The following is a 12,355-nucleotide window of genomic DNA, read 5'->3' on the forward strand; positions in this document are numbered from 1 at the left end:
TCGGATACTGATTTTCACGGGTAGTCTATTGAATTCGTTCCAGACTCCGGCTGCCCGCCCGGGGGCACGGGCCCCGGTATAATCAACAATATTGGAGAAACGTCATGACAACCAAGATTGTCATCGGACTGGACGGGACAGAAACCGGAGAGCGCGCGATCGCCTTTGCCAAAGACCTGGCCGAGCGGATCGGAACGTGTGAATTACTTGTGGTTTACGTCATCGAATGGTCCCCTTTTACTTTCCAGACACCGGAAGAAAACGCCCAGCGACACAAGCGGCGCGAAGAAGAAGTTGCATTGGCGACTTCGCGCATCGTTACGCCTGCGGTTGAGGCTTTGACCTCGGGCGGGTTCACGGCTCAGGGCATCGTGCGCCACGGCGACGTGGCCGAAACGCTGAACGCGATCACGGTCGAAAATGGCGGCACCCAGATCATCGTCGGGCGTGCCTCGGCGGATGGGTTCAAGAAACGGCTGTTCGGCAGTTCGACCCAGAATCTGGTCATGCATGCCGATGTACCGGTCACTGTCGTGAACTGAGGAGAGCGATGAAAATGAGTATCTATCAGAAAACAGCGCTGGCCGCCGCCGCGATGCTGGGCGCCAGCCCTGCAATGGCGCAAGAGGCCGCGGGTCTGGACGACAGGATCAATCAGGCTTTTGCCGATTTTACCGGTCCGTTCGTCAGCTTTATCTTCGCGCCGTTTCCCGGCTCGGGTTTCCCATGGATCGTAGGGTGGCTGGTTATCGCCGCGACGGTCTTTTCGCTGTATTTCGCCTTTGTGCAGTTCCGTTTCTTCGGGCACGCGATCAGCCTTGTCAAAGGCGATTACTCCGACCCGAATGACGCGGGTGAGGTCAGCCACTTTCAGGCGCTGGCGACGGCGCTTTCGGGTACGGTCGGTCTGGGCAACATTGCCGGTGTGGCCGTGGCCATCGGGATCGGCGGTCCGGGCGCGACCTTTTGGATGATTGTGGCGGGCCTTCTGGGCATGGCCTCGAAATTCACCGAGTGTACGCTGGGTGTGAAATACCGCAACGAATACGAAGACGGCACCGTCTCGGGCGGTCCGATGTACTACATGTCCAAGGGCTTTGCTGAAATGGGCCTGCCAGGTGGCAAAATTCTGGCGGTTCTGTTCTCGATCTTCTGTATCCTTGGCGCGCTGGGCGGGGGCAATATGTTCCAGGCCAACCAGGCGCACCAGCAGATCGCGGGTATCGTGGGCGACTATCCGGGTTGGATTACGGGTGTGGTTTTCGCATTGATCGTCTTCCTTGTGATCGTGGGCGGCCTGAAATCCATCGCGCGCGTGACCGAAAAGGTCGTGCCGTTCATGGGCGTCATGTATGTTCTGGCCGCTCTGGTCATTATCATCATGCATGCGGATCAGATCGGCTGGGCCTTTGGCCAGATCTTTGCGGGTGCCTTCACCGGGCTTGGCGTCGCTGGCGGTATGGTCGGTGCGCTGATTCAGGGCTTCCGTCGTGCGGCATTCTCGAACGAAGCGGGCGTGGGTTCGGCTGCGATCGCGCACTCGGCGGTGAAAACCAGCGAGCCGATCACCGAAGGGTTCGTGTCCCTGCTGGAGCCGTTCATCGACACGGTTGTGATCTGTACCATGACAGCGCTGGTAATCATCATCACCCAACAGCTGATCGTTGATCCGGCAACTGGCCTGTACGTGCTGAACGAAGCGGGCAACGGTATTGCAACCGTTGACGGCAATTCGGGCGTCAGCCTGACCTCGGCGGCCTTTGGCAGCGCCTTTGGCTGGTTCCCGTTCGTGTTGGCTATCGCGGTGGTTCTGTTCGCCTTCTCGACCATGATCAGCTGGTCCTATTACGGCCTCAAGGCCTGGACCTACCTGTTTGGCGAGGGCCACACCAAAGAGCTGATCTTCAAGATCATCTTCTGTGTGTTCGTGGTGATCGGTGCGGCAGCCAACCTTGGCCCGGTCATCGATTTCTCGGACGCGGCGATCTTTGCCATGGCGGTCGTGAACGTCTTTGCGCTGTACTTCCTGATGAAAGTGGTGCGTGAGGAATTGGCCAGCTATGTGGCTCGGCTGAAAAGTGGTGAAATCCGCAAGTTCGGCCACTAAATCCTTTCACCGGGGCGGCATGCGTCGCCCCGGTGCCTGACCAGTTGCAGAATCCGCAGATTCTGGTCCAAACCCCCTTGCCAGTATGATCGAACTTGCGTAAACGGCGCATCTGTTGCGTGACCGGCCGAGATGGCATGCCGAGTCGCGTCTGAAACCGAACCCTGGAAGGAGACGGAAATGCCTAAGATGAAGACCAAGTCGAGCGCCAAGAAGCGCTTTAAGGTGACTGCGACCGGTAAGGTCCTTGCTGGCCAGGCCGGCAAACGGCACGGCATGATCAAGCGGACCAAGAAATTCATCCGCGATGCCCGTGGCAACACCACCCTGTCCGCCCCCGACGCCAAGATCGTCAAGGGCTACATGCCCTACGACCGCTAAGAGGAGATTAAGAGATGTCCCGCGTTAAAGGTGGAACCGTAACTCACGCCCGTCACAAGAAGGTTATCAAGGCCGCCAAAGGTTACTATGGCCGCCGCAAGAGCACCTTCAAGGTTGCCCGTCAGGCCGTCGACAAGGCCAACCAGTATGCAACCCGCGACCGTAAGAACCGCAAGCGCAACTTCCGCGCGCTGTGGATCCAGCGTATCAACGCTGCTGTCCGTTCGCATGACGAGGCTCTGACCTATTCCCGCTTCATCAACGGCCTGAACCTGGCCGGTATCGAAGTGGACCGCAAAGTTCTGGCCGACCTGGCCGTGCACGAACCGGAAGCGTTCGGCGCGATCGTCGCCAAAGCTCAGGCCGCTCTGACTGCCTGATCCTCTGAATACAGAGACAGTGAAGGAAAGGCCGTCCCATTCGGGGCGGCTTTTTTCATCCCGTATTGTAGCCGGTATGTTGTCAGGCGATGTGGATCCCCGGTAAAGGCTTCATCCGAGGCTGCCGCTATCCGGTCTGATACGTTACACGTGGCGTACTTCCACGATGCAAATTTAGCGCAGCGATTCAGGTAATTGGTTGGTGTGACTGGCCAAAAATCTGCCGTAATTCCAAAATACGGTTCTATAGAAACTTTTTAGAATCGACAGGTTTGTATGCCCGTCAACGTACTCGATTGGAGAAAGCGATAATGTGCGGACACTGCGGAAGGCCATTAAATCCCAACCTTATTGATGATCTGCGGACTGAGCTTGCCACTGATGCAGCCGCCTCGGGCACTGGAGGCAATTCTGGGACTGTGGCGCTGGTTGATCCAGGTGCTGTCGAGGCAAGTGGCGGTTGGAATTTGCAGGCTGAAGGTATTTCCTTTCAAAACAATGAAGCGGCGCCCAACACCAACGCGTGGGGCGGCGAAGATACATTTGTGTTTCATGCTACGGGGCGTGACTCGGACAGCAATACATCAACCAATTGGATAGAAATCGGGCTTTCCGATGGGTCAAATAGTGATTCCCCACTCATGTCCTGGCAAGTTTCCGGTGCGGAGGAAGCAGAGTTTTGGACCTATAATCTGGAGTCATTACTCGAAGACTGGCACTTCTGAACGAAGCGTGAGGTTGCTTTCGTGATGAACTGATCACGTTACCGGATTGCAGTTCTGCCCACCAAGTTATGTGTATGGTTGGACTACGCGAAAAAAACCGGCGCCGTTCGTGCGCCGGTTTTTTTAGGATTATACGGGTTTAACCGAAGACCCGCCCTAGCGCACCGTCGACCGCGTCGGTGATCTGGTCTATGTCGTCCGCCGTCGCAATCAGCGCTGGTGAGAAACATAGCGTGTTGTTCTTGCCCGGGACCGAGCGATTGGTCACACCGATGATTACGCCCTGCGCCATGCAGTCGGCCACAACGGCTTGTGCCATCTTTTCGTTCACCGGCTCGCGGGTGGAACGATCCGCAACCAGTTCTGCGCCAAGGAACAGGCCCTTGCCGCGCACGTCGCCGATGACCTTGTGTTTCTCCATCAGCCCTTGCAGGTTGCCCATCATACGCGCGCCCATGTCGGTGCAGTTTTGCAGCAGGTTCTCATCTTCGATGATCCGCATGTTCTCGATCGCCGCCGCCGGACCGGCGGTGCAGCCACCAAAGGTCGAGATATCGCGGAAATAGTTCATCGGGTCGTCTGCATTGTCTTTGAACATGTCAAAGATTTCCTCGGTGGTGACCATGCAAGCGATGGCGGCGTAACCCGAGGCGACGCCCTTGGCCATGGTCACGAAGTCAGGCTTCACGCCATATTGCTGATAGCCAAACCATGTGCCGGTACGACCGATGCCACAGACAACTTCGTCGATATGCAACAGGATGTCATACTTGTCGCAAATCTCCTGCACGCGCTGCCAATAGCCTTCGGGGGCCTCGATCACGCCGCCACCGGCCGTCACAGGCTCAAGACACAGGGCGCCCACGGTGTCGGGGCCTTCGCGCAGGATGACCTCTTCGATCTGGTCAGCCGCCCATTCGCCGAAATTCTCTTCGGGGGCGCCGTCCAGCTCGTGCTTGCGGTATTCCATGCAGTGCGGCACGCGCACGAAATCCGGCGCGAAGGGGCCGTATTGCGCGTTGCGCTCATCCTGACCGCCCGCCGACATCGCCGCCAGGGTCGAGCCGTGATAGTCGCGATCACGGTAAAGAATCTTGGTCTTCTTGCCGCCGTATTTCTTGTGGGCGATCTGACGGACCATCTTAAAGGCTTTCTCATTCGCCTCAGAGCCTGAGTTCATGTAGTAAACGCGGCTCATCCCCGGCATCTTGCTGATCAGTTTCTCCGCAAAGATCGAGCCCGGAATCGAGCCTGCCGACTGGGCGAAATAACACAGCTTCATCAACTGGTCATAGACCGCCTTGCAGATCGATTCGCGGCCATAGCCCACGTTGACCGTCCAGACCCCGCCCGAGACGGCGTCCAGATGTTCCTTGCCGTTCTGGTCCCAAACGCGCATGCCTTTGCCTTCGACGATGATACGCGGATCATTGGTTTCAAACGGCTTATGCTGGATCAGATGATGCCAGATATGGGCGCGGTCGGCCTCGACCACGCGGGAAAGATCGTTTTCGTTGAACGTGCCGTCCATGACATGTCCTTTCACAAAGTATGGGTGCGCAAGGTGCGGGAACTGGGCCCCGGCCTGTGTGTTCTTGATGGCTCAGATCACCGCGAATGGCCATCCGTAGATAGGGCCAGATTGCATCATCGCGTATCGCCAGTCCATGACTGTGCGCGTATTTCTACGAATTTGTCTTGCCCGCAGGATTGTGATCAAGTCCCGTGCAACAAGGGAGGGGCAAACGATGACCGAAGCCAATATCTATGAGCGCCACCTGGGCAGGAACCGGGCAAATTTTACGCCCTTGTCGCCGCTAAGTTTCATCGAGCGGACCGCGCAGATTTATCCCGACTATCCGTCCGTTGTTTACGGCGCGCGCCGGTACACATGGTCCGAGACATATACCCGGTCCCGCCAAATGGCTGGCGCTTTGGCTGCGCGCGGGATCGGCAAGGGCGATACCGTCTCGATCATCGCCGCCAACATCCCCGAGATGTACGAGGCGCATTTCGGTGTCCCAATGTCCGGGGCGGTACTGAACGCCATCAATACGCGACTGGATGCACCGATCATCGCGTTTATCCTGAATCACGCAGAGTCCAAGGCCCTGCTGGTTGACCCTGAATTCTCGGGCGTCGTCAAAGAGGCGTTGAAACAGGTCGATCACGACGTACTGGTGATCGACATAGAAGATGAAAGCTTTGAAGGCAGTGAGAAGCTTGGGGCGCTGACCTATGACGCGCTGCTGGCTGAAGGCGACCCAGAATTCGCGTGGTCTTTGCCAGATGACGAATGGGACGCAATCACCCTGAACTATACGTCGGGTACAACGGGCAATCCCAAGGGTGTTGTGTACCATCACAGGGGTGCGATGCTGAACGCGCAGTCGGATCTGTTGGATTGGGATATGCCCAAACACTCGGTCTATCTGTGGACCTTGCCGATGTTTCACTGCAACGGTTGGTGTTTCCCATGGGCGATGGCGGCGAATGCGGGGGTTTCGGTCTGCTTGCGCGCTGTGCGGGACGAGCCGATCTATGCCGCTTTCCGCGACGAAAAGGTTACGCATTTCTGCGGCGCGCCAATCGTTCTGAACATGCTGGCGAACGCGCCGGATCACCTCAAGGATTTCGACCACCAGATCAAAGTGATGACCGCTGGTGCTCCGCCACCTGCGGCAGTTATCGCGAATATGGAAGGGATGGGGATCGAGGTCACCCATGTCTATGGGCTGACCGAGACATACGGCCCTTCGGTTGTCTGCGCCTGGAAAGACGAGTGGAACACTAAAGATGCAGACGAACGCGCTGCGTTGAAGGTACGGCAGGGTGTTCGGTACACGGCTTTGTCCGGGCTGATGGTAGCCGACCCCGAAACGCTGGCCCCTGTGCCCGCCGATGGCGAGACCATGGGCGAGATATTCATGCAGGGCAATGTGGTGATGAAGGGGTATCTCAAAAACCCCGATGCGACCGACAAGGCGTTCAACGGCGGATGGTTCGCCTCGGGCGATCTGGGGGTAATGCACCCCGATGGCTATATTGCGCTCAAAGACCGGTCCAAAGACATCATCATCTCGGGGGGCGAGAACATTTCATCGGTCGAAGTGGAAGATATCCTGTATAAACACCCCGCCGTGATGGAGGCTGCTGTGGTCGCCCGGCCCGATGATAAATGGGGCGAGACGCCCTGTGCATTTGTCGAACTTAAGCCCGGCGCGCAGACGAGTGACGCAGACATCATAGCATTCTGTCGCGATCACATGGCCCATTTCAAAGCGCCCAAGACGGTGGTGTTCGGGCCGCTGCCCAAGACGTCGACCGGCAAGGTTCAAAAGTTCAAGCTGCGCGATCGGGCTAAAGCGCTGGGCTAAGCACCCATTCGGTCAAAGATCGACAGGTCCAGCTTCAGCATCTCGCCCATCCAGATGGCGCGATCCCGATGGTCCTCAAGATGCTGGCCGGTTTCGGGATGCGTAAAGATGGTCAATCCTTGCCGGTTCAGCATCAGCCACGGAATGACTTGATCGAAGGCGTCCGGGGCAAATGCCAATTGGCAACTCCACCGCGGATGCGGGCCAACATTTTTGGCGTGCATCCGACCTATCTCGACGGGGAACAGGCGACCTGCTTCTTGGCAAAGCTGTTCCGCGAGTGTTTGAGTATCAGCATCGAAATAGACATGGGCGTGATAGCCGGTGATCTCGGGCATAGGGGCCTCCATCCTTGCTGAGAAGACTTTATGCCACCGCGGTTCTATTTCCTACTAACGTGCGCACACAGACCCTGTGCGGTCAGTCATGCGCGTGCCGGTCCGGGTGCGCCTGTGCAAAAGCGGGCAGGTCTGCGCAGGCAGCGTCGACACTCAGGATACGGGGTAGCCCGGTCAGATCGACCTGCCAGCGACGTGCGTTGTATAGCTGAGGGATCAGACACAGATCGGCCAAACCGGGCTGTGCGCCTGTGCAGTAGGGGGATTGTTCAAAATCGCCCAAAAGGGTTTCGAACGCCAAAAGGCCGGGGCGGATGAAATGGCGCATCCAGTCGCCGGGCATATTGTCGGTATCGTGGCTCAGCGAGGTGGCGTGGCGCGCAACCGATAGGTTGCAGACCGGGTGCAGATCAACCGCGATGGATTGTGCCAAGGCCATTGCCTGTGCGCGGGCTGCGGGTTCAGCGGGCAACAGACCCAGCCCCCGCGTGTTGTCCAGATAATCTATGATCGCCAGCGATTGAGTCAGCCGCAGGCCGTCAATCTCAAGCACGGGGACCAACCCTTGCGGATTACGTGCCAGATGCGTGTCAGACTTTTGGTCACCACTGGCCAGATCGACAGAAACCGCGCGATAGGCGACCCCAGCCAAATTCAGCGCGATGCGCACGCGGTAACTGGCTGAAGAGCGCCAAAAATCATACAATATGACGCTCATCCTTACCTCCTGTCAGTCTTGGTTGTCATCCAATTCTGCCGTTTTCAAAGCCTGAGACAAGACGTCAGCGTCACCGATATGGTTGGCCAGCACCAAAACCAGCCGTGCGTTGAGCGCGTCGCTGTCTGTCTTGTCCAGCCCGTCATGCAGGGCCAGCAGGTTGGCATAAAAGTCGTCTGCATTGTCGAAATTCGGTGTGAGTATCAAGTCAGCCATCCCACTTACTCCTTTCCGGTTGCACGGCGCATCGCCTGCCGAAACGCGTTTTCTTCGAAAGTGTCCCGCCGGGCGGCCACGTGCTGGTCGGGGCGGATCAAATAGACCGCGCTGTCCGCATCCCCCAGATAGCGACGCTTTAACTCCAGCGTCAGGTCATCCTTCACGGACAATGCCAAGCGCGTGGCTTCGATACCGCCTTCTTCAAGGCGCTCAGGCGCTTCGGCGTCTATCGTCAGCAGCGTGAATTTTCCGGCCAGTTTCGGCAGCAGGAATTCGTCGCCCAAAGGCGCGTCCGGACAGGCCGAGCCCGGGCATGTGATATCTGGGCCATTCAATGCGTCCGCCGAACTGAGCGATGATCCCTTGTACGTACAGGGCGCGCTAAGACGTCCGGAATTTACCAGAGGGCGTGCGAATTCGTATTGCTCGCTCAGGTCCAGTACCGCGTCGCGCAGTAAACGCGACATTTCGGATTTGGGCGTGATGAAATCGGTTGAGCGGGTCGACATAGTGATGTTCTCATCTGCGGCCTGAACACGCTCGCGGCTATAACTATCCAGTAGCAGTTCAGGTGCTTTCCCTTCGATCACCAGTTTCAGCTTCCAGCACAGGTTGTCGGTGTCCTGAATGCCCGAATTCGCCCCGCGCGCGCCGAACGGGCTGACCTGATGGGCGCTGTCTCCGGCAAAGAGGACACGGCCATGGCGGAACCTCTCCATCCGGCGGCACTGGAATGTGTAGATCGAGACCCATTCGAGTTCGAACTCCACATCCTCGCCCAGCATCGCCTTGAGGCGAGGGATGACGTTTTCGGGGCGTTTCTCGCGCTCTTTGTCGATGTCCCATCCCAGTTGCAGGTCAATGCGCCAGACATTGTCAGGCTGTTTGTGCAGCAGCGCGGATTGACCCCGGTTGAAGGGCGGGTCGAACCAGAACCAGCGCTCGGACGGGAAATCGGCCTCCATCACCACATCGGCGATCAGGAAGTTGTCTTCGAATACCCGCCCGTCGAAATCCAGCCCCAGCATCCGGCGGGTCGGAGAATGCGCGCCATCGCACGCAATCAGCCAGTCGGCTTCGACGTTGTAGGGGCCTTCTGGCGTCTCGACCTCAAGCTTGACGTGGTCGGCATGGGTGCCGATCGCCTCGACCTTGTTGCGGCCGCGAATTTCGATCGGTGCGCCTTCGGCCTGTAAAGCGCGGACACGGTCTACCAGAATATTCTCAAGATGATATTGTTGCAGGTTCACGAAGGCGGGGTTGGCAAAGCCTTTTTCGGGCAGCAAGTCGAACTCATAGACTTTGCGGTCGTCGAAAAAGACCTTGCCCGCCTCCCATTGAACCCCGGTTTCAGCCATCGGATTGCCGCACCCCAACCGGTCGGCGATATCCAATGTGCGTTGCGAAAAACAGATCGCCCGGCTGCCAAAGCTGACTTTGTCGTTGTCGTCCAGAACAACCACCCCAACACCTTGCTGGGCCAGGTCGATGGCTGCGGTCAGGCCGACCGGACCGGCGCCAACAACGATCACTTTGTGGCGTACAGGCGTCGCAGTGTCCTGATCCGGGCTGCGCTCATAAGCATAGAGCGGTGTTTCGAAGATCTTGTTCATGGTTTCTCTCCCCGATGCGTTGACGCAACTGCTTGCCTCTGGCGAGGTTAGGCCAGAGCCCTATGGGAATGGTTCCATCGAATACGCCTGCGAAAAACGATCTGGATCAAATGCGACGGTTTGTCCTTAACCTTGCAGGGCCTCCCACATGTCCAGATCGCGTTGGGCGGTCCAGATGCGTGGCGTGTCAATGCCGCGTGCCTCGTCATAGGCACGGGCTACGTTGAAGGGCAGGCAGTGTTCATAGATCGCGTAATCCGCGAATTTCGGGTCACATTCAGCGCGCACGGCGTCCCATGCTTCTTTTAAAGAACCACCACGTGCCGCGACCTTTGCTGCAGGACGGTATGTGCTGTCGACGAAATCACGGGTGCTTTCAATAGCTGCATTCACCATCTCTTTGCCGATCAGGGCGTCTCCGCGTCCCGGAGCGATGGCGTCGACATCGAACAGGCTGATTGCATCCAAGGTATCGCCCCAATCGCCGAAATGCCCATCGCCGCAGTAGCAGGCCGAGTGGTATTCGACGATGTCGCCGGTGAACATGACGTTCTGATCGGGTACATGAATGACGATATCACCCGCCGTATGAGCGCGGCCCAGATACATCAGGTCAACCCGACGATCACCCAGATAGACCGTCATCGTATCGCTGAAGGTGGTGGTGGGCCATGTCAGGCCGGGGATGCTTTCATGCCCCTCGAACAGTCGCGGAAAGCGTTGGAATTCGCTGTCCCAATCCTCCTGCCCGCGCTCCACGACCATCGCGCGGGCCATGTCTGACATCAAGATCTGCTGTGCCCCATACGCGCTGGCGCCCAGCACACGCACGGCGTGATAGTGGGTTAGCGCAACGTGGGTGATTGGCTTGTCAGTGACCGAGCGGACGCAGTCGATGACTTTTTGTGCCAAACGCGGTGTCGCTTGGGCCTCGATAATCATGACGCTGTCATCGCCGATAATGACGCCGGAATTCGGGTCGCCTTCGGCGGTGAACGCATATAGCCCGTCACCGATTTCGGTAAATGAGGTCTTCTTCTCGGACATGTCCCCCTGGGACGCGAATGCTTTGGCCATGTTGGGTTCCTTATCGTGCGAATGGGTTTTCAAGTGCGGGCAATACTGTTCCCACGCAATTGCCAAAGCCGATCGAATAACCGTCGCCTTTTGCCGCGCCGGTAAGGGTCATGGTGTCGCCGTCTTCGATAAAGCTGCGGGTCTCGCCCGTGTCCAGCGTCAGCGGTTCCTTCCCGCCCCAGCTGAGTTCCAGTAACGAGCCGCGTTCAGGTTTCGTTGGCCCCGAGATGGTGCCTGAGCCCAGCAAATCACCAGTATTCATTGGGCAGCCCGACGTCGTGTGATGCGCCAGTTGTTGCGCGGCAGAGTAATACATCTCGCGGTAATTCGTGCGGGCGATGGTGCTTGCTGGTTTTCCGGACGGAGCCATCGTGATGGAAAGGTCGATGTCGTACAACATTGGGCCGCAATCCTTGAGGTGATCCAACAGCTCATGCTCGCGCGCGGGTGTGTCACAGCGGAAGGGCTCAAGCGCTGCCTTGGTCACGATCCACGGGCTGATCGACGTTGCCGTGGCTTTGGCCTGAAACGGTCCGAGCGGCTGGTACTCCCACGCCTGGATATCGCGCGCGGACCAATCGTTTAGCAGAACATAACCAAAGATATTGTCGTCCGCCTCTTGGACCGAGATCGGACCGTCCGATGGTGTGCCGACGATGGCACCCATCTCAAGCTCAATGTCAAAACGGCGGCTGGGCAGAAAGGCGGGACGGTCATGATCGGGCGATTTCAGCTGGCCCCAGGGACGGCGAACATCTGTCCCCGACACAACGACAGAAGAGGCGCGGCCATTATAGCCGATCGGAATGTGCAGCCAATTGGGGGGCAGCGCATTCTCTGACCCGCGGAACATGGTGCCGACATTTTGCGCGTGGTGGCGGCCTGCATAGAAGTCTGTGTACTCACTAACCGCGAAGGGCATATGCAATACGGCGTTGCTCTGCGCCACAAGCAGGGGCTCAACTCTGTCTTGCTCTTCTGATCCCGCGGCCAAAAGGCTGGTCAGGCGCGCGCGAAGGGCGGCCCAGACGGCGGGTCCTTGCTCCATCAATGGGTTCCAGAAGGGCAGGTCGAACAGGGGTTCGTCAATCAGGTTAATCAAACCTTCGGCCTCGGCGCTGGTGATGTCGAAAATCATGTCCCCGATTGCAACGCCACAGCGCGGCTCGGCACCTTCTGTCGCGAAAACACCATAAGGTAAGTTGTTCAGCGGAAAGGGGTGGGTCGCGTTATTGGCCGAGGCGATCCAGGATTTCAAAAGGGTCATTGGCGTTCCTTGTCGTCTTTATCGGCGCGACTCGTGACGGGGCGCGCCGTTTGTGCCTGTTTCTGTTGATCAGTCGCTCAAGTCGGTTCCGCCGGATGAGCCGTCCTGCCGGTGGCCGGGCATTGGATTGTGGTTGTAGTGGTCCCGCTTGCC

13 protein-coding genes are annotated in these 12,355 nt (G+C 58.0%); 6 read left to right on the forward strand and 7 right to left on the reverse strand.

Annotated elements, in window-relative coordinates; all coding sequences use genetic code 11:
* Positions 1–104 precede the first annotated feature (104 nt).
* The 5 genes from J7380_RS04865 (at position 105) to J7380_RS04885 (ending at position 3,593) form a co-directional block, all read left to right on the forward strand.
* Entirely contained in the window at positions 105–542 is a 438-nt protein-coding gene (locus tag J7380_RS04865; protein ID WP_209194737.1) for a universal stress protein, read from the forward strand.
* 14 nt (positions 543–556) lie between these two features.
* Entirely contained in the window at positions 557–2,107 is a 1,551-nt protein-coding gene (locus J7380_RS04870) for an alanine/glycine:cation symporter family protein (RefSeq protein ID WP_209194738.1), read from the forward strand.
* A gap of 180 nt (positions 2,108–2,287) precedes the next feature.
* Entirely contained in the window at positions 2,288–2,488 is a 201-nt protein-coding gene (rpmI, locus tag J7380_RS04875) for a 50S ribosomal protein L35 (RefSeq protein WP_010443552.1), read from the forward strand.
* Positions 2,489–2,502: 14 nt separating this feature from the next.
* Complete coding sequence (gene rplT, locus J7380_RS04880) at positions 2,503–2,868, forward strand: 50S ribosomal protein L20 (RefSeq protein WP_152457001.1); 366 nt, start codon at positions 2,503–2,505, stop codon at positions 2,866–2,868.
* A gap of 419 nt (positions 2,869–3,287) precedes the next feature.
* Positions 3,288–3,593: a hypothetical protein gene (locus J7380_RS04885; protein WP_209194739.1), complete on the forward strand. Its 306-nt coding sequence runs from the start codon at positions 3,288–3,290 to the stop codon at positions 3,591–3,593.
* Positions 3,594–3,732: 139 nt separating this feature from the next.
* Here the strand turns inward: J7380_RS04885 and J7380_RS04890 are convergent, their stop codons facing one another.
* The gene (locus J7380_RS04890; protein ID WP_209194740.1) at positions 3,733–5,124 is read right to left on the reverse strand and encodes an aminotransferase class III-fold pyridoxal phosphate-dependent enzyme; all 1,392 of its coding nucleotides are present in this window, start codon (positions 5,122–5,124) and stop codon (positions 3,733–3,735) included.
* A 217-nt stretch (positions 5,125–5,341) separates the two neighbouring features.
* Here J7380_RS04890 and J7380_RS04895 point away from each other — a divergent pair, with 217 nt between their 5' ends.
* Positions 5,342–6,970 carry an acyl-CoA synthetase gene (locus J7380_RS04895; RefSeq protein ID WP_209194741.1) on the forward strand — a complete coding sequence of 543 codons (1,629 nt, stop codon included), beginning with the start codon at positions 5,342–5,344 and terminating at the stop codon, positions 6,968–6,970.
* Here J7380_RS04895 and J7380_RS04900 read toward each other — a convergent pair.
* The 6 genes from J7380_RS04900 to fahA form a co-directional block, all read right to left on the reverse strand.
* Positions 6,967–7,308, reverse strand: a complete 342-nt coding sequence (locus J7380_RS04900; protein ID WP_209194742.1) for a DOPA 4,5-dioxygenase family protein — start codon at positions 7,306–7,308, stop codon at positions 6,967–6,969. The two genes, J7380_RS04895 and J7380_RS04900, sit on opposite strands and share 4 nt — an antisense overlap.
* Before the next feature lie 82 nt (positions 7,309–7,390).
* A complete protein-coding gene (gene maiA, locus J7380_RS04905; protein WP_209194743.1) occupies positions 7,391–8,026 on the reverse strand; it encodes a maleylacetoacetate isomerase in 636 nt (211 codons plus the stop codon).
* 12 nt (positions 8,027–8,038) lie between these two features.
* Entirely contained in the window at positions 8,039–8,242 is a 204-nt protein-coding gene (locus J7380_RS04910) for a DUF2783 domain-containing protein (protein ID WP_209194744.1), read from the reverse strand.
* A 5-nt stretch (positions 8,243–8,247) separates the two neighbouring features.
* Positions 8,248–9,858 (reverse strand): FAD-dependent oxidoreductase, encoded by a 1,611-nt coding sequence (locus J7380_RS04915; RefSeq protein ID WP_209194745.1) that lies wholly within the window; start codon positions 9,856–9,858, stop codon positions 8,248–8,250.
* Positions 9,859–9,984: 126 nt separating this feature from the next.
* Positions 9,985–10,935, reverse strand: a complete 951-nt coding sequence (locus tag J7380_RS04920) for an MBL fold metallo-hydrolase (RefSeq protein WP_209194746.1) — start codon at positions 10,933–10,935, stop codon at positions 9,985–9,987.
* Positions 10,936–10,945: 10 nt separating this feature from the next.
* Complete coding sequence (fahA, locus tag J7380_RS04925) at positions 10,946–12,202, reverse strand: fumarylacetoacetase (RefSeq protein ID WP_209194747.1); 1,257 nt, start codon at positions 12,200–12,202, stop codon at positions 10,946–10,948.
* Positions 12,203–12,355: the final 153 nt, after the last annotated feature.

Source organism: Ruegeria sp. R8_1, assembly GCF_017743815.1.
In the GTDB taxonomy this organism is placed as follows: Bacteria; Pseudomonadota; Alphaproteobacteria; order Rhodobacterales; family Rhodobacteraceae; genus Ruegeria; species Ruegeria lacuscaerulensis_A.

Excerpts from the sequence above, each read along its gene's own strand:
- J7380_RS04865 (WP_209194737.1), top strand. The coding sequence starts at position 105 with ATGACAACCAAGATTGTCATCGGACTGGACGGGACAGAAACCGGAGAG.
- maiA (WP_209194743.1), bottom strand. The coding sequence starts at position 8,026 with ATGAGCGTCATATTGTATGATTTTTGGCGCTCTTCAGCCAGTTACCGC.
- J7380_RS04900 (WP_209194742.1), bottom strand. The coding sequence starts at position 7,308 with ATGCCCGAGATCACCGGCTATCACGCCCATGTCTATTTCGATGCTGAT.
- J7380_RS04895 (WP_209194741.1), top strand. The coding sequence starts at position 5,342 with ATGACCGAAGCCAATATCTATGAGCGCCACCTGGGCAGGAACCGGGCA.
- rplT (WP_152457001.1), top strand. The coding sequence starts at position 2,503 with ATGTCCCGCGTTAAAGGTGGAACCGTAACTCACGCCCGTCACAAGAAG.
- J7380_RS04910 (WP_209194744.1), bottom strand. The coding sequence starts at position 8,242 with ATGGCTGACTTGATACTCACACCGAATTTCGACAATGCAGACGACTTT.
- J7380_RS04920 (WP_209194746.1), bottom strand. The coding sequence starts at position 10,935 with ATGGCCAAAGCATTCGCGTCCCAGGGGGACATGTCCGAGAAGAAGACC.
- J7380_RS04890 (WP_209194740.1), bottom strand. The coding sequence starts at position 5,124 with ATGGACGGCACGTTCAACGAAAACGATCTTTCCCGCGTGGTCGAGGCC.
- J7380_RS04870 (WP_209194738.1), top strand. The coding sequence starts at position 557 with ATGAGTATCTATCAGAAAACAGCGCTGGCCGCCGCCGCGATGCTGGGC.
- rpmI (WP_010443552.1), top strand. The coding sequence starts at position 2,288 with ATGCCTAAGATGAAGACCAAGTCGAGCGCCAAGAAGCGCTTTAAGGTG.
- fahA (WP_209194747.1), bottom strand. The coding sequence starts at position 12,202 with ATGACCCTTTTGAAATCCTGGATCGCCTCGGCCAATAACGCGACCCAC.
- J7380_RS04915 (WP_209194745.1), bottom strand. The coding sequence starts at position 9,858 with ATGAACAAGATCTTCGAAACACCGCTCTATGCTTATGAGCGCAGCCCG.